The organism is Streptomyces sp. NPDC048257 (assembly GCF_043201855.1).
GTDB lineage: Bacteria > Actinomycetota > Actinomycetes > Streptomycetales > Streptomycetaceae > Streptomyces.
This window is the reverse complement of the sequence record NZ_JBICZI010000003.1, coordinates 314,808-333,560: the sequence shown is the minus strand read 5'-3', so window position 1 is coordinate 333,560 and position 18,753 is coordinate 314,808. Positions and strand designations below refer to the sequence as shown.

Annotated in this window: 12 protein-coding genes and 5 pseudogenes; 9 read left to right on the top strand and 8 right to left on the bottom strand. The window is 70.1% G+C overall.

All coding sequences use genetic code 11. The annotated features are described in order from the left end of the window. Nucleotides 1-37: 37 nt before the first annotated feature. The 4 genes and pseudogenes from ACGFZK_RS09130 to ACGFZK_RS09115 form a co-directional block, all read right to left on the bottom strand. Nucleotides 38-386: pseudogene (locus tag ACGFZK_RS09130) on the bottom strand (DoxX family protein); the annotation flags it as partial. A gap of 134 nt (nucleotides 387-520) precedes the next feature. Then, entirely contained in the window at nucleotides 521-1,924 is a 1,404-nt protein-coding gene (locus tag ACGFZK_RS09125) for an MbtH family NRPS accessory protein (protein ID WP_393848197.1), read from the bottom strand. Between the two features lie 6 nt (nucleotides 1,925-1,930). Next, nucleotides 1,931-3,346, bottom strand: coding sequence for a lysine N(6)-hydroxylase/L-ornithine N(5)-oxygenase family protein (locus ACGFZK_RS09120; protein WP_393848196.1), 1,416 nt, complete (start codon nucleotides 3,344-3,346; stop codon nucleotides 1,931-1,933). Nucleotides 3,347-3,641: 295 nt separating this feature from the next. Further along, nucleotides 3,642-4,802 (bottom strand): alpha/beta hydrolase family protein, encoded by a 1,161-nt coding sequence (locus tag ACGFZK_RS09115; protein WP_393848195.1) that lies wholly within the window; start codon nucleotides 4,800-4,802, stop codon nucleotides 3,642-3,644. 397 nt (nucleotides 4,803-5,199) lie between these two features. On the opposite strand from ACGFZK_RS09115, the gene ACGFZK_RS09110 reads away from it, so the two are divergent. Beyond that, nucleotides 5,200-5,631, top strand: coding sequence for a subtilase-type protease inhibitor (locus tag ACGFZK_RS09110; RefSeq protein WP_393848194.1), 432 nt, complete (start codon nucleotides 5,200-5,202; stop codon nucleotides 5,629-5,631). A 119-nt stretch (nucleotides 5,632-5,750) separates the two neighbouring features. On the opposite strand, the pseudogene ACGFZK_RS09105 reads toward ACGFZK_RS09110, so the two are convergent. Continuing rightward, nucleotides 5,751-6,174 (bottom strand): annotated as a pseudogene (locus ACGFZK_RS09105) (acyltransferase); the annotation flags it as partial. Nucleotides 6,175-6,326: 152 nt separating this feature from the next. On the opposite strand from ACGFZK_RS09105, the gene ACGFZK_RS09100 reads away from it, so the two are divergent. Then, complete coding sequence (locus ACGFZK_RS09100; RefSeq protein ID WP_393848193.1) at nucleotides 6,327-6,767, top strand: hypothetical protein; 441 nt, start codon at nucleotides 6,327-6,329, stop codon at nucleotides 6,765-6,767. 196 nt (nucleotides 6,768-6,963) lie between these two features. Here ACGFZK_RS09100 and ACGFZK_RS09095 read toward each other — a convergent pair. After that, nucleotides 6,964-7,222, bottom strand: a pseudogene (locus ACGFZK_RS09095) (IS5/IS1182 family transposase); the annotation flags it as partial. 380 nt (nucleotides 7,223-7,602) lie between these two features. Here ACGFZK_RS09095 and ureA point away from each other — a divergent pair. The 7 genes and pseudogenes from ureA to ACGFZK_RS09060 form a co-directional block, all read left to right on the top strand. Continuing rightward, nucleotides 7,603-7,953 (top strand): annotated as a pseudogene (gene ureA, locus ACGFZK_RS09090) (urease subunit gamma); the annotation flags it as partial. Continuing rightward, on the top strand, nucleotides 7,933-8,349 hold the full coding sequence (locus ACGFZK_RS09085; protein WP_393848495.1) for an urease subunit beta: 417 nt from the start codon (nucleotides 7,933-7,935) through the stop codon (nucleotides 8,347-8,349). The pseudogene ureA and the gene ACGFZK_RS09085, both read left to right, overlap by 21 nt. Next, a complete protein-coding gene (gene ureC, locus ACGFZK_RS09080; protein ID WP_393848192.1) occupies nucleotides 8,346-10,397 on the top strand; it encodes an urease subunit alpha in 2,052 nt (683 codons plus the stop codon). The genes ACGFZK_RS09085 and ureC overlap by 4 nt, the downstream gene beginning before the upstream one ends. Before the next feature lie 98 nt (nucleotides 10,398-10,495). Next, the gene (locus ACGFZK_RS09075) at nucleotides 10,496-11,170 is read left to right on the top strand and encodes an urease accessory protein UreF (protein ID WP_393848191.1); all 675 of its coding nucleotides are present in this window, start codon (nucleotides 10,496-10,498) and stop codon (nucleotides 11,168-11,170) included. Between the two features lie 25 nt (nucleotides 11,171-11,195). Then, nucleotides 11,196-11,891 carry an urease accessory protein UreG gene (ureG, locus tag ACGFZK_RS09070; RefSeq protein WP_393848190.1) on the top strand — a complete coding sequence of 232 codons (696 nt, stop codon included), beginning with the start codon at nucleotides 11,196-11,198 and terminating at the stop codon, nucleotides 11,889-11,891. Between the two features lie 110 nt (nucleotides 11,892-12,001). Next, on the top strand, nucleotides 12,002-12,802 hold the full coding sequence (locus ACGFZK_RS09065; protein ID WP_393848189.1) for an urease accessory protein UreD: 801 nt from the start codon (nucleotides 12,002-12,004) through the stop codon (nucleotides 12,800-12,802). Nucleotides 12,803-13,150: 348 nt separating this feature from the next. Continuing rightward, nucleotides 13,151-13,781 (top strand): annotated as a pseudogene (locus tag ACGFZK_RS09060) (transposase family protein); the annotation flags it as partial. A gap of 25 nt (nucleotides 13,782-13,806) precedes the next feature. Here the strand turns inward: ACGFZK_RS09060 and ACGFZK_RS09055 are convergent. Both ACGFZK_RS09055 and ACGFZK_RS09050 read right to left on the bottom strand, forming a co-directional pair. After that, nucleotides 13,807-17,817, bottom strand: coding sequence for a beta-galactosidase (locus ACGFZK_RS09055; protein ID WP_393848188.1), 4,011 nt, complete (start codon nucleotides 17,815-17,817; stop codon nucleotides 13,807-13,809). Nucleotides 17,818-17,953: 136 nt separating this feature from the next. Beyond that, complete coding sequence (locus tag ACGFZK_RS09050) at nucleotides 17,954-18,415, bottom strand: hypothetical protein (RefSeq protein WP_393848187.1); 462 nt, start codon at nucleotides 18,413-18,415, stop codon at nucleotides 17,954-17,956. Nucleotides 18,416-18,753 lie beyond the last annotated feature (338 nt).

Genomic DNA, 18,753 nt, shown 5'->3' with positions numbered 1-18,753 from the left:
GGGGCGGGGCTCAGGCGACGGGTCACCCGCTACCGGATCAGACGGTGGCCGCCTGAGGGCGCTGCTCGGTCTGCGGCTCCGCGGCGCGGTTCCCGCGGGAGGGCAGGAGACGGTCCAGGGCGCAAGCGCCCCGGCCGGTGAAGACGATCAGCAGGAAGGCCCAGCAGTACATCGCGGAGGACTCGCCGCTGTTCTGGATCGGGAAGGGGGCGTCCGGCTGATGGGCGGTGAAGTAGGCGTACGCCATCGAGCCGGAGGCGATGAAGGCCGCGCTGCGCGTCCCGGCGCCGAGCAGCACCAGGGCGCCGGCGACGAGCTGGATCACCGCCGCGTACCAGCCCGGCGGCCCCGGCGGGGACCGTGCCGCCGCCGTGCGCGCCGCCGAGGTGCTCTGCCGGCGGCTGTGAACCGTACGGCCCGCACGCGACCGGGGGCCGGGCCGGAGGGCATGCTCCGACCCGGCCCCCGCGCGTGGGGCCGGGTGACCGGGAGCTCCGGGGCCGGGCGGCCCCCGGAGGGCTCAGCTCCTGGCGACGAGGCTGGCGGGCCTCATGTCGGTCCAGTGCGCCTCCGTGTACGCGGCGCAGCCCTCTCGGCTGTCCTCGCCGTGCACGACGGTCCAGCCCCCCGGAATCTCCGCGAAGGCGGGCCAGAGGGAGTGCTGGTTCTCGGCGTTCACCAGGACGAAGTAGCGGGCGTCGTCGTCCTCGAAGGGGTTGGTGGCCATGGTGTCTCTCCTTGGGGGATGACCGCAGCGGTCGGTAGGGGGATGGGACCAGTGGTGGGTGAGGGAGGCGACCGGGGCGTCGGGGGCGCCGCAGAGCGCTGCCAGACCCCCGGTGACAGGCGGGCGAACCGGGCCGGTTCCTCCTCGGTGTAGAGCGCCGGATTCGCGTCGAAGTCCAGGCGCAACCGGCCGTCGGGGTCCGCCACGGCGGACACCGACAGGTCGTCGACCGGCCCCGAGGCGAGGCTGGACGACCCGGCCGCGGATTCCGCCGAAGTCCAGCTCCGTCTCGAACGGCCGCAGGTTGACCAGCGGCCCCGGAACGCGGCCGCCGCCGCACTCCGGCCACAGCTCGCGGGCCAGTTCCTCGCCGCGGAACCGCTGGTGACGACGGAGCAGGGTCAGCTCGCCGCCCGCCGCGCCCAGCAGCGACCGGAAGGTGTCCGCCCCCCGGACCGGCAGCCGCACCGGCAGGACGTTCACCGCCGTCGCGGGCACCCGTAGCGTTCCCGGGCCGGTCCGCGCCGTCGCGTACACGGCGAGGACCGCCTCGCGCGAGCCGGCCGCCGCGGTCACCCGCACCGCGGTCGTGGCAAGCACGACCTCGGCCCAGGTGACACGGGCGGAGCGGGCGGCGGCGCGCACGGCCGCGCTGTCCTGCGCGTCGAGGGGCGCGCTGTGCCGCAGCGCGGTGTCCTGCGCCGGGGCGGCCCGGCCGGCCGGGGACACGGGCGCGGGGCGGTCCGCGTACCGCCCCGTCCAGTACCGCCGGTCCGCGGCCTGCGCCGCCGAGCCGGTGTACGCGTGGTCCGCGTCGGCCAGTACGGAGGCCGGCGCGAAGGGGGTCGGGCCGGGCGGCCGCCCCCGTACCAGGGCCGTGTAGACCTCGGCGATCCGCCGGCTGAGCAGCGCCACCCCGTACCCGTCGACCGCAAGCAGGTGGAAGTGCTGCACCAGCAGGTGGCGTTCACGGCCGACCCTGGCCATCAGCCGCGAGCGGAACCAGGGGGCCTCGTCGAGGGTGTGGCGCACGGCCCCGTCGAGGGCCGACGTGTCGAGCGGGCCGACGACCTCGATGTACTGGCCCATGTGGTGACCGGCGTACGAGGGATCCGCGCTCTGCGCCGCCGGGATGTGCGCATGCGCCGCCGTGAGTGCGGCCGTTCCGGCCTCCGCCGGGGTATCGGTCCGCGGCACGGCCGCTCAGCCCCGGTGGGCGGGGACGCCGTCGGTGACGGCCGCCCCGCTGGTCGCCAGCGCGGCCCGCACCTCGCGCTCGGCGACGTGCAGCAGCAGGGAGTCGCAGATCTCGCCCGATCGCACGGCCAGCGTGGACAGCAGGGAGGCGGTGATGCCGTGGGTGTGCTCGGTGGCGGCGCCCTGGACGTAGATGCCCGCCCGGACGCGGTCGGTGGTCTCCACCCGGTGGTCGCGGCCGACGCGCAGCCGCCCCTGCCCGTCCGTGAGGCACTCCCCGGCCAGGTCGCCGAGGAGTTCCGCCGGTTCGGTGGGCCGGTAGCCGGTGGCCAGGACCACCGCGTCGCAGTCGAGGGCGAGGGTCTCTCCCGTGGTGAGGGAGCGCACCACGGCCCGTGCCCCGTCGGGCAGTTCCTCCGCGCCGGTGAGGGCGGTCGCGTTCAGGATGCGCAGCCGTTCGGCGCCCGCGACCTTCTCCTGGTAGACGGTCCGGTACAGGTGCTCGATCAGATCTCCGTCCACGACCGCGTAGTTGGTGTTGGTGTGGTAGCCGATCAGCTGCTGCTTGACCTCCTCCGGGGCGCGGAAGAATTCGTCGACCGCGGCGGGGTCGAAGATCCGGTTGGCGAACGGGCTGTCGTCGGCCGGGCTGTACCCGTACCGGGTGAAGACGGCGCACACCTCGGCGTCCGGGAACGTGCGGTGCAGGTGGTCGGCGGTCTCGGCGGCGGACTGTCCGGCGCCCACGACGACGAACCGCCGGTGCGGACGCGCCGTCAGTTCCGGTGCTCGGTGCAGCAGGTCGCGGTTGTGCCAGATGTGCGGGCCGGTGCTGATCCCGGCGGGGACGCGCGGGCGCAGTCCGGTCCCCAGTACGAGGTTGCGGGTGCGGGTGGCGCGCAGGGGGCCGGTGCCCGAGGCGGGCCGGGTGATGACGTCCAGCTCTTCGGCGACACCGTCGGGACCGGCCGGCCGCACCTCGACGGCCTCGGTGGCGTAGTCGACCAGCCCGCGGAAGGGGGCGGCGCACCAGCGGAAGTAGTCGTGGAATTCGAGGCGGGTGGGGAAGAAGGACTTCTGATTGATGAAGTCGGCCAGCCGGTCCCGGTCCTGCAGGTAGTGCAGGAAGCTGAAGGGGCTCCCCGGATTGCGCATGGTCACCAGGTCCTTCAGGAAGGAGACCTGCATGGTGGCCCCTTCGAGGAGCATGCCCTGGTGCCAGCCGAAGTCGTCCTGGCGCTCGATGAACGAGGCCCGGAGCGCCTCGCCCGGGGCGCGCCGGCCGTTGTGCTCCCGGATCGCTATGGCCAGGGCCAGGTTGGCCGGCCCGAAGCCGATGCCCACCAGGTCCGGGAGGCCCGGGAGGCCCGGGAGGCCCGGGAGAGCGTCCCCGGGTGTGGAGCTCGCGTGCGGTGCGGACATGCCCATCCTTCCTCGGTCCTACCCCAATTCGATTAGGTAAGGCTGGCCTAACATCTCTGACGGACCGGAAGCTGTCAAGTTGCCCCTGCAGCTGTCTCGATCCGCATCAAGCCGAGGGAGGAGCAGGCGAGTTGGACACACGAAAGGCCCCGGAGCCGTCTCGGCTCCGGGGCGCGGTGGGGGAGGGGCGGCGGTCCCCGGTTCAGCGGGGGAGGTGCTCCTCGCCCGGCAATCCGTCCGGCACCACCGTGGTACCGGTGTGCTCGACGGCGAAGACCGACGCCGGTACGGGGCCTCAGCTGCGGTGGAAGACGACCTCCGGGTCGGCCGCCGACGGACCGTCCAGGCGCGGCGCCGGCTTCCCGCGCAGGTGCAGGTCGAAGAAGTCGCCGACGTACGCCCGCGTGATCTGCTGCGAGCGGGTGCCCGACAGGGGGGTCTCCGGATGGGGGTAGCCCACCTGCTCGCCGAGTACGGGCCAGTCGGTGAAGGCGGGGTGCCCGGCCCCCGTGACCGTCAGCCAGCGCTTCCAGCCGTCCAGCCGGGGCCAGTTGTCCTCCCAGGAGGTGTCCGGGAAGTCGGGCGGCAGCAGGGCGGGGTCACCGGCGAGCATCAGGAAGGGCCGTCCGCCGAGGCCGGCCTGGGGTATCGGTGTGAAGAAGGTGCCGTCCATGTTGACCCCGGCGTCCACGCGCGGGTCCACGGCCATGGTGGCCGAGGCCGCCGCGCCGCCGATGGAATGGCCGGCCATCCCGATGTGCCGGGCGTCGATCAGCCAGGAATACCGCCACGAGGCGTGTGGACCGGTGAGCCGGTCCAGGAGGAACGGGACGTCACGGGCCCGGCCGTCGGAGACCCGGTGCAGCGACCCGTCGGGGAAGACCTGCTCGCACGCCTTGCAGGTGAGCGTCCGCCCGCCGGGGAAGACGGTGCCGTCCGACTCGTACGCGTGGTCCACCGCGGCCACGACGTACCCACGGCTGGCGAGGTCCTCCGCCAGGGTGCTCAGTGAGGTGCGCGGCAGGGTGAAGCCGGGGGAGAGCACGATCAGCGGGTAGCGGCGCGCGGTGGGCCGGGGCAGCGCGTCCGCCCGCGCATGGGTCCGGGTGGCCGCGACGCGCTCGGGCGTGACGTACTCACCGAGCTGCCCCCGGTCGGTCAGCAGCGCCTTCGCCTCGGCAGCGCTCATGTAGGGAGCGGGAGTTCCGGTGTGGGCGAGCGCCGGGTAGTACAGCGACAGCAGTAATTCGCGATCGGCCGTGGGTACCCAGGGGTCCTTGCGGTCCCGGTCGACCAGGTGGAGGGTGTCCCGCCCCACCGCGAAGTCACCGGTGGGGCGGGGGAGTTCGAGTCTGATGGGGCCGGCCGCGGCCATGGCGGGAGTGGTGAGCGTGCCGGGCGCGGCGAGGGCCAGACCGGTCGCCACCGCCGTCAGTACGCGGATGATCTTCTTCATGTCGGCATCTTATGGCTTTTTAGGCAAGCCTTACCTAACATCCTCTGAATGTCATGGAGTTGAGGCGCCTCCGTGACGGTGCCCTTGGGACTCGAACGTGCATTTCAGGACAAGCTGAGTGGCCGTCCGGTGAACCGTGCGCAGCCGGCAGCAGGTCAGCGGGGTGGGGCCTGCACGTCGCGGGCGGCTGCGGCCCGTTACGGCGTGCGACGGCAGGGCGGGTGGGCCCCCGGTGAACTGCCCGAACGACCATTCGGTCGCCGGTATGCGGATGCTCTGTCCGTAAATCGGTCATGGACATGCAATGCGCCTTGATGTCGGACAGTCTGGTCCCACAACGACGCGATATCCAAACCAATTATCGCGTTCAACCTTTGAATCGAAAGTGAGTATCGTCGTGCGTCACCGCATCGCAGCTGCCTCCTCCGCCGCGCTCCTCTGTCTGATCGGTACCACCGGCGTGGCAGCCGCTCAGCCCACCAGCCTGTACGCCCCGTCCGCCCTGGTGTTCACCGTCGCGCAGGGCGACGACGCGGACTCGGCCACCGCCCTCCGGGCATCGACGCTCAGCTGCGCCCCGACCGCCCAGGGCACCCACCCGGACCCGAAGGCCGCCTGCGCAGCCCTCAACTCCACCGGCGCGGTGCTGGACCTGGACCGGCTGCTCGCCTCCCCGAGCACGGACCGCGCCTGCCCGATGCACTACGCCCCGGTCACCGTCACCGTCGACGGCGTGTGGAAGGGCAGCCGCGTCGCGTGGAAGCACACCTTCTCCAACACCTGCGTCATGTCCGCGACTCTGAACGGCAACGCCGTCTTCGCGTTCTGATCCCGCGTCGCCGCCGCGCCCGTCCCGCGCGCCCTCCTCGAGCGCCCTGCTTCCGGACCGTTCCAGGTCCGGAAGCAGGGCGCTTTTCTGCCGTCCCGCTGTCCGTCCCGCCGGTCCTGCTATCCGTTCCGCTCCCGGGCCGAGACGGTGACGTGGTCCACCCGCATCGCATGCCCCGGCTCGGTCGCAGGACCCGTGCCCGCCCCGTCGGCGAGCGGGAGACTGCCCCCGACGGCCACGTTGAGGATCAGGAACAGCCCGTGCTCGACCGCCGCCCTCCACGTCCCGGGGTCCATCCGGTCGGCGCTCACCCGGTGGTACACCCGCCCGTCCAGGTACCAGCACCTCCTGCGCACCGGGCGCGAGATCGACCTCGACGGCGTACGAGTGGAACGCGGTACGGCAGCCGGAGCACGGCTGCGGACCGGAGTTCAGGCCCGCGGGCTCCTGGCACGGGCCGCCGTCGAGGACACCGCAGTGCATGGTGCCGAAGACGGTGTCCCGCCCGTTGACGGACTCCATGATGTCGAGCTCCCGACACCCCCGCACCGCGGCCACTGCGGGAGCCGGCCTGCCCGCGCCACGCCTGTGTCCGTGCACGCCAGTCGGTCAGGTGTCGCAGCGCTGTTGGGGGGAGAGGGACGTTGGCGGGGTTTTGGTGCGTGGGTGGTGGCCGGGGAGGCTAGTTTGCTTGGATGAGTCTCCTTGATGATGTGGCCGAGCGCGACGGCTGGCGGTGCTGGGTGTGTGACGAGCCGGTCGACCCCGACGAGTCGGTGAACGATCCGCGGGGGCCGAGTGTCGACAGTCGGACCGCCGACCGGAAGGCCAAGGTCGCCGAGCGGCTCGCGCACCGTGGGTGCAATACCCGCAAGGGTGCGGTCAAGGTGGTCATCGCCTGGCCGGAGCGCCTGTATGTAGTGGAACCCGCTCCGCTGATCACCGTTGCCGACAGGCTGGAGCGCAAGGGGGGCCGCGAGATGGTGGGCCGTTGTCCGACCAGGAAGGACGCCCAGGAGGCGGCGGACTGGCTGGTGGACCGGTTCTCCCGACTGGTACCGGGGCTGCCGGTAACCGCCGGCATCGAGGCGGGCGGCGGCCAGTTCCTCGTCATCCTGGCCACCGGCCGCCGCTGATCGGGGCACACCCGCGCACACTCGCATCGAGATGGTGGTCATCTGACCTTTCAACTCTGCAAAGCCGGGCCCACTAAAGGCTGTCCCGTTCATGCTCTTCGAGTCGGTGAAGGCGGGTCGTTCCGTGCGGGGCTACTCCACCGCGCACCAGGTCGTCACCGATGCCGACACCTGCCAGGTCGTCGTCGGCCGGCCGGTGCCGGTAGTTCTTGGACTGCTCGGCAATGCTGCGGTCTCGGGTGGGTACGAGGGTGCCGTCCACGATGAGGTTCGTGCGCCAGTACGCCACGACCAGGAGCACCCGGTCTTCCAGTGACAGGCTCCACGGCCGACCGCGCCGTGCCCCGTCCGGTCTCACGGCGAACCGCGGTCACCAGCTTGCCGAAGCAGCGAGGGCTCAGCCCGGTGAACGGGACTATCCAGGACGGCTCCGACGCCGTGATCACACCAGCCACTGCCGGCGATGGAGTAGTGACGGCCCGCCTGCGCCCGCAGTTCTGGCATGTCCGCAGGTCACAGCTGCCATGCCGGAATCTCGCCAGTATCCCGCCCAGCGCCTGGAGCACCGCAGAGCCAGCGTCTGAGGGCCAGCCTCTATTCCCTACGGTGTAACAGCCGCAGCCGCAGCCGCAGCCGCAGCCGTTGCCCGTACTGCTCGATGAGGGGGTGACGTCGGACGCTCGCTGATCAAGCTACATCCGAAAGCATGAATGGACGCATTACTTCCGTTTCTATTCCTACCTGGGTCGTTGAACACATGAGTGGCGTCCGCACCGGGTTCTCCTTGGGCGACTCGCCGTGCACGTCACGCCGAACCACAGGAAGGAGAACCCGCATGCATCTGTCGCCACATGAGCAGGAGCGGCTCATGATCCGTGTCGCAGCGGATCTGGCCGAACGACGACTCAGGCGCCAGCCTGATCTCGCACTGAACTACCCGGAAGTCATGGCGCTGTTGGCGGCCTATGTGCTGGAGGAGGCCCGCCACGACACGAAGACGGTCGCCGAGCTCATGGATACCAAGCTGAGCGATGTGGCGAAGTCGCTCAAGATCCCCAGCAAGACCGCCGGCGTCGACTTGACGGACTTCAAGGTCATGGACGGCGTGCGGGAGATGATCCGCGACGTGCAGGTCGAAGCGACGTTCAAGGACGGCACGAAGCTGGTGACCATCCCGGACCCGCTCGGCAAGGCGGACCCTGACGCGAAGGTCTACCCGGGCAAGTACGAACTCCTCGCGGACGACGGCCAGCACGCGGTGACGTTCAACGCTGACGACCACGAGGACTCCCTGGAGGAGGGGCCGCTGTGGGCGAAGAACACCGCGAAGCGCCCCATCCAGGTCGGCTCCCACTTCCACCTGGGCGACGTCAACGCGTGCCTCAAGTTCTTCAAGGACGAGGGGTGCACCGACCCGGCCGACGATGACGTGAAGGGGAAGCGGCTGCACATTGCGGCCGGTACGTCGGAGCGGATCGAGCCCGAACACGTACGCGAAGTGTGGGTGGTGCCCATCAAGGGAGCCCAATTGGTCAAGGGCCTTCGAGTCAAGGATTCGAGTGAGTGGAAGGTGGCCCCATGAGTGGTAGCTCCAGTCAGACGAGTGGTGTGGTGAAGTCGACGCCGCGCGAGCTCAGCTTCACCGTGCGCCCTCCGGTGCCGCTGTGGCGGAAGGATTACGCCACGCTGTACGGCCCGACGAAGGGCGACCGGGTCAGGCTCGCCGACACGAATCTCATCGTCGAGATCGAGGAGGACTGGTGCGGGGGGCCGGGCCGTAGCGGCGACGAGATGCTTTTCGGCGGCGGCAAGGTCATCCGGGAGTCGATGGGCCAGTCGCATTTCCCCAGGAGCGACACCACACACAATCCGGTGGACACAGTGATCACCGGTGCGCTGATCATCGACTACTGGGGTGTGGTGAAGGCCGACGTCGGCCTGCGAAACGGCGAGATCAAGGCGATCGGGCAGGCTTACAACCCGGAAACGATGACACCGAAGCCCTACACGGCCGAGGAGAACCGGGGCGGGCGCGCCTCGCACTTCGTGGTGGGGCCCGAAACCGAGGTGATCTCCGGCAACGGGCGGATCCTGACCGCGGGCGGCATCGACACCCATGTGCACTTCATCGGCCCCGGGCAGATCCACGAGGCACTCGCGTCGGGAGTGACCACGCTCATCGGCGGCGGCACCGGCCCCGCGGAAGGCAGCCGGGCCACCACCGTGACGCCTGGTGAGTGGCACCTCCGGCGGACGTTCGAGGCCCTGGACGCCTACCCGGTCAACATCGGCCTGTTCGGCAAGGGCGGCACGATCTCCTACGAGTCGCTGAAGGCCCAGATCCTTGCCGGCGCCATCGGCCTCAAGGTCCACGAGGACTGGGGAGCCACCCCCGCGGCCATCGACAAGGCGCTGGAAATCTGTGACACCTACCACGCCCAAGTCGCCCTGCACGCCGACTCGATGAACGAGTCCGGGTTCGTCGAGGACACCTTCAACGCCACCAAGGACCCCGACACCGGCAAGCCCCGGGGCATCCACGTCTTCCACGTCGAAGGCGCCGGCGGCGGCCACGCACCGGACATCATGAAGCTGGTGGGCAAGGGCTACGAAAGCGTCCTGCCCGCGTCGACCAACCCGACCCGGCCCCTGACGGTCAACACCGTCGCCGAGCACATGTACATGATGGTCGTCTGCCATCACCTCAACCTCGACGTCCCCGCGGACAAGTCATACGCCGACTCGCGTATCCGGCCCTCCACCATGGCCGCCGAGGACTGGCTGCACGACACCGGCGCGATCTCGATGATGTCCTCCGACTCGCAGGCCATGGGGCGTATCGGCGAGATGATCATGCGGACCTGGCAGACCGGGCACGTCATGAAGAAGCGCCGCGGCCACCTGCCGGAGGACACCGACAGGCACGACAACTTCCGCGTCAGGCGCTACATCGCCAAGTACACGATCAACCCGGCCATCGCCCATGGCATCGACGAGCACGTCGGCTCCGTCGAGCCAACCGGCCCCGGTGGTACCTCCAAGGTCGCCGATCTGGTGCTGTGGGAGCCGAAGTTCTTCGGCGTCAAGCCCCACATGATCATCAAGGGCGGACAGATCGCCTACGCGCAGGTCGGCGACGCCAACGCGTCGATCCCGACACCGCAGCCGTACTTGCCCCGCCCGGTGTGGGGGGCATGCGGCCGGGCCCCGGGAGGCAACTCCTTCAACTTCGTGGTTCCCGAGGCGGTCGGCATCAAGACGAAGTACAACCTGACCAAGGGGGTGAAGGCGACCACATCCACTCGTGACGTGACCAAGCAGAGCATGAAGCTCAACGATGAGTCGCCGGAGATCGAGATCGGCCCCGAGTCCTTCCAGGTCACCATCGGCGAGGGTGGGGGCACGGGCACGGGCACGGGTCCGGGCACTGAGCCCGGCACAGGGGAACCGGGCGCGAATAGGGGCACGACGACTGATGCCCGCACCGTGCTGAAGAAGGCCCTTGCGGACGGTGCCGACGACGATGACGAGCCCGACGACAAGCTGATGTTCGACAAGGATCATCCGCAGAGAGATCCGGAGCTCTACGAGACCGAACTGCCCATGGCGCAGCGGTACTTCCTCTTCTGAGCGCGACGTCGGTCCGGCGCCCCCGCCGCCGGACCGCCTGCTTGGGAATTGTCCCTTTTCCTGAGCTCCGTACCTGTGAAAGGCAGGCCACCGTTCCCATGAGCCATGCCGCTCTGCTTGTCCTGGCCGACGGCCGTTTCCCCGCAGGCGGACACGCCCACTCCGGCGGTGTGGAGGCCGCGGTCGCCTCGCACGGTGTCCACGACGCCGCAAGCCTGGAGGCGTTCTGCCGGGGCCGCCTGCACACCGCCGGGCTGACCGCGGCCGGCCTCGCCGCCGCGGCCGCCACCGGATATGACCCGATGGCGCTGGATGAGGCCGCCGACGCCCGCACCCCCGTACCGGCGCTGCGGCAGGTCGCCCGCAAGCTCGGTCGGCAGATGCTGCGCGCGGCCCGGGCCGCCTGGCCCTGCCCGGAGCTCGACCAGATCGCCCACCGCCTGCCGCAGGGCGCACACCAGCCTGTCGTGCTCGGCGTCGCCGCGCGCGCCGCCGGCCTGACGCCGTTGGACGCCGCCCAGTGCGCCGCCTACGAGAGCATCAGCGGCCCTGCGACGGCGGCGGTGCGGCTGCTGAGCCTCAACCCGTTCGACGCGACCGCCCTGCTCGCCCGGCTGGCCGGCGAACTCGACGACGTCGCCCACGCCGCCGCCGAAGCGGCAGCACGGCTCGCCACCGACGGTGTCGGAGCCCTGCCCGCCGCGTCCTCGCCGCTCCTTGACATCACCGGCGAACAGCACGCCGCCTGGCCCATGCGCCTCTTCGCCTCCTGACCCCCCACACCGTTCGGAGAACGCCATGCACCTCAACCACGACACGACCCTGCCGCACCACTACACCCCCAGCGCCGAGGCACTGCGCCCCGATGGCAGCCGCCGCGCCCTGCGCATCGGCCTGGGCGGGCCCGTAGGATCCGGCAAGACCGCCACCGTCGCCGCACTGTGCCGCGCCCTGCGCGACCGGCTGTCCATCGCCGTCGTCACCAACGACATCTACACCCGCGAGGACGCCGAGTTCCTGCTCCGCGAAGCCGTGCTGCCCCCGGAGCGCATCACCGCCGTCGAGACCGGCGCCTGCCCGCACACCGCGATCCGTGACGACATCTCCGCCAACCTCGAAGCCGTCGAACAGCTGGAGGAAACACTGCCCGCCCTGGACCTCATCCTCATTGAGTCCGGCGGCGACAACCTCACCGCCACCTTCTCCAAGGGCCTCGTCGACCACCAGGTGTTCGTCATCGACGTCTCCAGCGGTGACGATATCCCCCGCAAGGGCGGCCCCGGCATCACCACCGCCGACCTCCTCGTCATCAACAAGACCGACCTCGCCCCCTACGTCGGCGCGGACCTGGACACCATGGCCGCCGACGCCAACCGGCAGCGCGGCGACCTCCCCGTCGCGTTCACCAGCCTCGCCTCGGACGACGGCATTCAGCCCGTCGCCGACTGGGTCAACGGATGCCTGGCCGCCTGGCGCACCGAGGTCGCCGTATGACAGCCATCGCACCCCATCCGAGCCCGCCGCACACCATGGCACCGCCCGCACCGCCCGCACCGACCGTCGCAGGAAGCGAGACGGAGTGCGGTCAGACGCAAGAAGAGCACGTGGCCGGACGAGTGCACCCAACGGACCCCGCACATTCGGGAGTCCGGGCCACCGCCGTCATCAGGGCCGCCCGCGACGGCTCCACCACGACCGTGCCGCTCATGCGCAACAGCGGCCCCTTCCACCTGCACCAGACGCAACCCCACAACGGGTGGGCCCGGGTCAGCGTGATCAGCTCCATGTGCGCACCCCTCGGCGGAGACCGTCTCGCCCTCGACATCACCGCCGAGGAACACGCCAGGCTGGAGGTGACCACGCCGACCGCCACCATCGCGCTGCCCGGCGCCACTGCCACACCCGCCACCTACGACGTCCGCCTCACCGTCGCCGACCACGCCATGCTGTCCTGGCTGCCCCAACCCCTGATCAGCGCCTCGGGCAGCACGCTTCACCAGACCTGCACGGTCCACCTCGCACCCACCGCCGCTGTCCTGCTGCGCGAGGAGCAACTCCTCGGCCGCACGGCCGAACCCCCAGGCCACCTCACCACCCGCCTTACCGTGCACCGCGGCGGCCGCCCCGTCCTGGACCAGCACGCCGCCTACGGCGGTACGGCACCGGCCTGGGACGGCCCCGCCGTGCTGGGCGGACACCGCGCCGCCGGCCAGCTCCTCGTCGTCGACCCCCACCTCACCACCGACCACCCGACGCTCCTCATCGGCGACGACCCCGAGAAGGGCCACGCCGTTCTCACCCCGCTCGCCCAGCACCCCGCCTACCTGGCCACCGCCACGGCCACCACCCTCCACCAAGTGGGCAAGCTCCTCGACACCGCGCTCGAACACATCCGGAACATGTAGCCGGGATCAGCCTGAGGCGCGGCTCGGGTGGACATCCGACGGATCGTGCAAGGGGCTCACGAGCAGGTCTTCCCACTCGGCGGCTCGGCGGAGGATCGGTCGAGCGACGAAGGCGCCCGGTTGCCACCACACACAGACTCCCGGCAAGGCAGTCGATGTTAGTTCTGCCTCGTGGATGACGGGGCCTGAAAACAACATCGCCAAGGAGGCAACACGCCCACGGCCACGACGAGCCCGTGGATCCCCACGAGGTCATGCGCTGGTTCATGGGGCAGGTGGTCGTGCAGGTAGGCCGCTGGCGCATCGCGTTCAAGCAGGGAGAATCGTCGGCAGTGGAATGATCAGGCAGTGGCTGGTGTGATCACGGCGTCGGAGCCGTCCTGGATAGTCCCGTTCACCGGGCTGCCCTCGCTGCTTCGGCAAGCTGGTGACCGCGGTTCGCCGTGAGACCGCGGACGGGGCACGGCGCGGTCGGCCGTGGAGCCTGTCACTGGAAGACCGGGTGCTCCTGGTCGTGGCGTACTGGCGCACGAACCTAACGCTGCGCCAGCTCGCCCCACTCTTCGGGGTCTCCAAGTCGGCCGCCGACCGGATCATCGAACACCTTGGTCCGAAACTGGCACTCCAGCCGCGCAAACGGTTCAGTAAAGACACCGTGCTCATCGTGGACGGCACCCTCGTACCCACCCGAGACCGCAGCATTGCCGAGCAGTCCAAGAACTACCGCTACTCCACCGCGCACCAGGTCGTCATCGATGCTGACACCCGCCGGGTGGTCGTCGTCGGCCGACTAATGCCTGGCAACCGCCACGACTCCCGCGACTGGAAGGAGTCCGGGGCGAAGGAAGCCGTCGGTGACACGGTGACGATCGCGGACGGCGGCTACCAGGGCACCGGACTCGTCGTCCCGCACCGACGGACGAAGGGTGAGGCCCTTCCGGAATGGAAGGAGGAACACAACCGCTCCCACAAGCAAGTAGGCACTCCTTTCTTCAGGGATCCAGTCAGCTGCAGTGCAACTGTGCGTCGGCCCAGTCAGCGTGGTCCTTGCCCGTGCCGTCGCCGCCGTCGGCGGCCACCAGTTCCAGCACCTCGGCGCCGGTGATGTCGACGTCCAGAGTTGTCGGGCCGGTGGCGTGGGTGCGCACCGGGGTGGTCGTCAGAGTGCGACCGTCGGCGCGGGCCGAGAAGGCCACCGAGCCGTGGTCGACCTCGTCGTCGATGCCCACCGTAGCGGTCAGCCGGGTGCAGTGGCCGTTCAGCTGCAGCCCCACCACACTTGATGCGTGGGTTCCCAGGCCTGTGGCGAAGGTCTTGCCGTTGAGCGAGAGTGTTCGCCCGTCTCCGGCGCCGGCCTCGCCGTTGCTCGTGTTCCGCTCCACCGGACCCCAGCCGTTGGCCGAGTAGTAGAACGGCAGGGCGCTGACGGGGGTGTCGGCGGTCGGGGGCAGTGCCGCCGTGGCCGGAAGGACCCTACGGCTGTCGGCCAGGTGCTGCGCGCCGCCCTGCTGGAAGTCCGCCGCTGCGGTGAGTGCGGAGAACTGCGGCAGGGTGCCTGAGGGGGCGGTGACCTTCCAGCTCGCGGTGGCAGACGTGCCCGGGGCCACTGTGGCATCGGCGACCGCCGTCGCCGGGGTGACGGTCCAGCCGGTCGGTGCCTGCAGGGTGATGCCGGTCGCGGTGGCGGAAGTGACGCCGGCCGGCACGGCCAGCGTGGCGGTGACCGTGGTCTGCTCGGCTGGCGCGAGGTGCTCCGGTGCGGCGAGCGCGAGCGCGGCATTCGGCGAGGCGGACGCGTAGGTGGCGGCCTGGTACTGGGGGGCGGCCGCCGAGCCTGCCGTGAGCGGGGAGAGCTGGGTGCCGTAGGACTCCAGGGAAACGGCGCCCAGGCCGCCGGTGGTGCCGTCCGCGTTCCAGACCGCGAGGGCGATGGAGTTGGCGCCGTCGGGGTTGAGGATGCCGTTGGGGATCGGGAAGCTGTGCTGCGGGCCGAGGTCGTTGATGTACCGGCCGAGCTGCCAGCCGTTGACGAAGATCAGTGCCCGGTAGTGGCGTGCCGGGTCGTCGGTGATGCGCAGCCCCACCGAGGTGTCCTGACCTGCGGGGAGGTTGAGGTTCGCCGAGGTGCGGTACCAGGTGACACCCGGGGTGGTGTTGTTGGTCGGCAGGGTGACGGGTGACCACGGGGTGTCGGGGAAGCCGGGCAGCGACCAGCCGGAACGCTCGCCGTAAAGGCCTCCGGTGTTCATCGGGCCGCGGGCCGGGTCGATCAGGGTCTCCCCGCCGCGGCTGCCCTGGATGCGCCAGGTGACCGCGGTGGTCGGTGCGCCGACGAGGGCGGCACCGGTCAGGCCGCGTGCCTCCTTGTGGGAGTCGTTGGCGGTCCAGTCCTCGTTGTGGCCGGAGTTCTCCAGCAGCACCGAAAGTACGTTGTCCGCGCTGTCCTTGAGGCTGCCTGCGGGTAAGGCGAACCGGTGGTGGCGGTCACTGGTGCTGCCCAGGAAGGTGCCGTTCAGCCAGACCGAGTAGATGCCGGCGGGGCCGGTGATCGCGGACAGGTCCACGGCGTTGGTGCCGGGCATGCCCGTGAAGTGCGCCCGGTACCAGACGTCGCCGTAGTGGAAGCCGTACTCGTCGGTGAACAGCACCGGGAGCGTGTCCGGGGTGGTCGTGCTGTGGGAGGTGAGCTTGTCCGCCACCGTCCAGCTGCTGTCGTCGAAGCCCGGCTGCGCCTCGGGATTCTCGGTGGACTTCTTCCAGCCGGTCAGTGCCGGCAGGGAGACCGCGGTCGGGGCCTTGAGCCGGCCCGTTCCCGAGCCGCTGGACGTGGTCGTCAGGGCGAGGGCACGGCCGTTCCAGGTGGTCTTCGCGAAGGAGCCGGCGAAGACCTCGACAGCGCCGGCAGAGGCGCAGTCGCCGGTGAGTGCCAGTGTGCCGTCGGCGGCGGTGGTGGCGCCGCGCAGCAGCGAACTGCCGCGGACCAGCACGGGGCCGGCCGCGCTCTGGGCCGTCCAGAACGTCTTGGCGGTTGCGGTATCCCCGATCAGCAGCAGCAGCGGTCGCTGTCCGCCCGTGACGAGCACCCGGGCCAGGCCGGAGTGCTGGTAGTTGAGCCGCAGGTCACCGGTGGTCGCGTTCCAGGTGAACGGCACGTTCCCGCTCAGCACCTTCACGGTCGGCTTCGTCGGGAAGTTGAGCACCGTCTCGCCGGACTGCCCCTGGCCGCCGTAGAGCACCGATAGGTCACGGCCGCCGATGGTGGTGCTGGTCATCAGCTCCGAGGTGGAGTACTGCAGCCGGCTCGCGCCGAGTTGGTAGCCGGCCACGAGGGTCTTGGACTCCCTCCCCGCCAGCGTGATCGCGGTTCCTTCCTGCTGCGGGACGGACGGGTAGTTGCGCGTGGCCCCCGTCGGCTGGTCGACGGCGTCGACCGCGACGAAGGCGCCGGAGGCCGAGGCGTTCTTCTGCCCGGTGGCGACGATCTTCAGGGTGTGTGCGGCGTCGGTCAGGTTGTTCGCCGAGAACTGCACCTGCTGCGGCACGACCGTGGCCGAGTAGCCGTCCACGGTGGCCATCTTGGTGCCGTCGATGTAGACGTCGGCCAGGCCGTGGTTGGGTGCGGTCGATGCGATCCAGCGGACCGACCTTCCGGTGAACGGTACCGAGACGCTCGTACCGGCGGTCTCGGTCCAGGACTCGGTCTGACGGTAGTCGTTCTTCGCGTAGTCCTGCTCGGCGCCGACATGGGTCCAGCCTGGGCTGTAGGCGAGGCGGCCGTCCTGGTCGTCGAAGGTGTAGGCACCCTTGGTCAGGTCGACCGCGATGTGTGCGTTGACGGTGCCGGTGGACTTGACGTCCGCCTGCCGCAGGAAATGGAACTGCGTTCCGTCGTCCGGGTTCCGGCGGACCGTCTGCACCACGTCCTGGGTGCTCGGGGCGGCGTTAGTCACCTGGTCGGTCTTGTTCAGCGACTGCGCGGTCCGGAGGAAGGAACCGATCAGCTTGATCTGCTGGTACTTGTCGGTGAGCTGGCGAGGCTCGCTGATCGCCGCGCCGTAGTCGTAGGAGGTGTAGACCATGTTGGGGTCGGCCTGCCAGCCCCAGGAGGTACCGCCGTAGGCCATGTAGAGGTTCTGCATGGTCGCCCCGACGGCGAGGTTGTTCTTGTAGAAGACGTTGGCGAAGTCGGCGCCGGTCAGCTGGCGGCACTTGTCGTAGCCGGGGCCACCCCACGGGTCGAAGGACCCGCCCTGGAACTCCGCGGTGAACAGCGGGGCGCCGGGCGCGCGGGAGTAGCCGGCGATGTTTGGCAGGTTGCTCCACTGCGTGGGGTTGGAGCAGTTGAACCCCTGCGGGTAGGAGGTCACGGCGTCGATGTCCACCGCCCCCGGACCGGTGGCGAACGCTTGGTTGTGGTTACCGGTGAGCGGCACGGTGATTCCGTGGTCCCGCGCGGCCTTCTCCAGGTGGGCCATGTAGGCCCGGGCGTCGTCGTTGTTCTTGTAGTACTCGTTCTCGATCTGGTAAGCGATGATCGATCCGGTCCCGTTGGTGAGCTGGTGGCGAGCCAGGATCGGGGCGATGTGGTTCAGCCACTCGTCCGCCGCTGCCAGGTACGCGGGTTCGGTGCTGCGCGCCGAACCCGGCAGGGTGTCGACCCAGGCCGGGAATCCGCCGCTGTCGAGCTCGGCGTTGATGTACGGGCCGGGCCGGGCTACCACGTAGATGCCCTCCTGCGCGGCCATGTCCAGCAAGTTGTCGACGTCGCGGATGCCGCCGAAGTCGTACACGCCGGGCTTGGGCGAGTGGTAGGCCCAGTCGAAGTAGATGGAGACGGTGTTGAACCCGGCCGCCTTCATCTTCTGCAACGTATCCCGCCACAGGTCCGGACTGGGCAACCGGTTGTAGTGGAACTCTCCGCTCCAGATGTAGGTGCGCTTCCCGTCGATCAGCATCGAGTAGCCGTCATACGTGACCGTGTGGGAGCCGCTGATCGCGGGAGCGGCAGCCGGCACGGCCGGCACGGTAGCGGCGGAGACCGCTGCGGTGGCGGGGTGGGCGGCGGCCGCGCCGCCGACCGTCAAGACCAGCGTGAGGACAGTCGCAAGCGCTCTGCGCAAGCAGCGACCGGTGGGCTTGGGAGGAAGGAAGTCATTGAGCATGGGGCGGCTCCTGAACTGGGTGGCAGTCACAGTGGTCGCGGAAGGGGCCACCACCATCGTGGTGCCAGCTGATGTCACCGTCAGGCCAGTACCTGTCGGTCAGCCGGCCAAGCTCCTCCCACCAGCGGCATGTCTCGGTGATCTCGTCCCACAGCTGTCGAGACCCGGCCTGCATGACGACAAACTCGGCCGCGGTGCGGCCGTAGTAGTCGACGCCCGCCCAGGATCCGGTGGTCGGATCGTCGCCCCAGAAGCGGGTGTGGGTGTGTTCGCCTCTGTCGTCCCAGCCGAACGAGGCGCGGGGGACGGTGAGGCCGATGTGGAACTCGGCGTCGAGGTCTCCGCCCGCGACTGCCCACGGCGACAACTCCGTCGACGAGTATCCGGCTGTGCTCGCGGCCGCCTCGGGCGCGGCCGGCTGCGGACCGTGCTCTGCTTCGGGGCGTGCCATCTGAATGAAGGAGGCGAAGGAGTGGAAGCGGCTTTGCGCCTGGCCTCTTCGGTAGCGGTGAGTGTCAAGGTGCCGCAACTGCACCAGGCAGTGGTCCAGGAGGTCACGATGCGGCCGCCCGGGCTGCTTGTGCCGTCGGTACGCATGAGCCCCGATAGGGAGATGAGCAGGTCCGCGAGGGTGTAGGTCAGTTCCCGCTGCCGTGTGCGGAGCGGCGCGGCGCGGCCTGGAGGGGCACCGCACGAGAGTCCGCACGTTCTTCACGCTGGTCCAGGTGGAGGCGCGGGCTGTGATTTGCCTGTTCGACCAGAAGGTGCGCGCACGGCGCCCCTCCCCCC

Bases quoted from the DNA above. Each gene is read 5' to 3' on its own strand.
- ACGFZK_RS09050 (WP_393848187.1), bottom strand. From the start codon at position 18,415: ATGGCACGCCCCGAAGCAGAGCACGGTCCGCAGCCGGCCGCGCCCGAG.
- ACGFZK_RS09120 (WP_393848196.1), bottom strand. From the start codon at position 3,346: ATGTCCGCACCGCACGCGAGCTCCACACCCGGGGACGCTCTCCCGGGC.
- ureG (WP_393848190.1), top strand. From the start codon at position 11,196: ATGCACCTCAACCACGACACGACCCTGCCGCACCACTACACCCCCAGC.
- ACGFZK_RS09075 (WP_393848191.1), top strand. From the start codon at position 10,496: ATGAGCCATGCCGCTCTGCTTGTCCTGGCCGACGGCCGTTTCCCCGCA.
- ureC (WP_393848192.1), top strand. From the start codon at position 8,346: ATGAGTGGTAGCTCCAGTCAGACGAGTGGTGTGGTGAAGTCGACGCCG.
- ACGFZK_RS09115 (WP_393848195.1), bottom strand. From the start codon at position 4,802: ATGAAGAAGATCATCCGCGTACTGACGGCGGTGGCGACCGGTCTGGCC.
- ACGFZK_RS09100 (WP_393848193.1), top strand. From the start codon at position 6,327: ATGAGTCTCCTTGATGATGTGGCCGAGCGCGACGGCTGGCGGTGCTGG.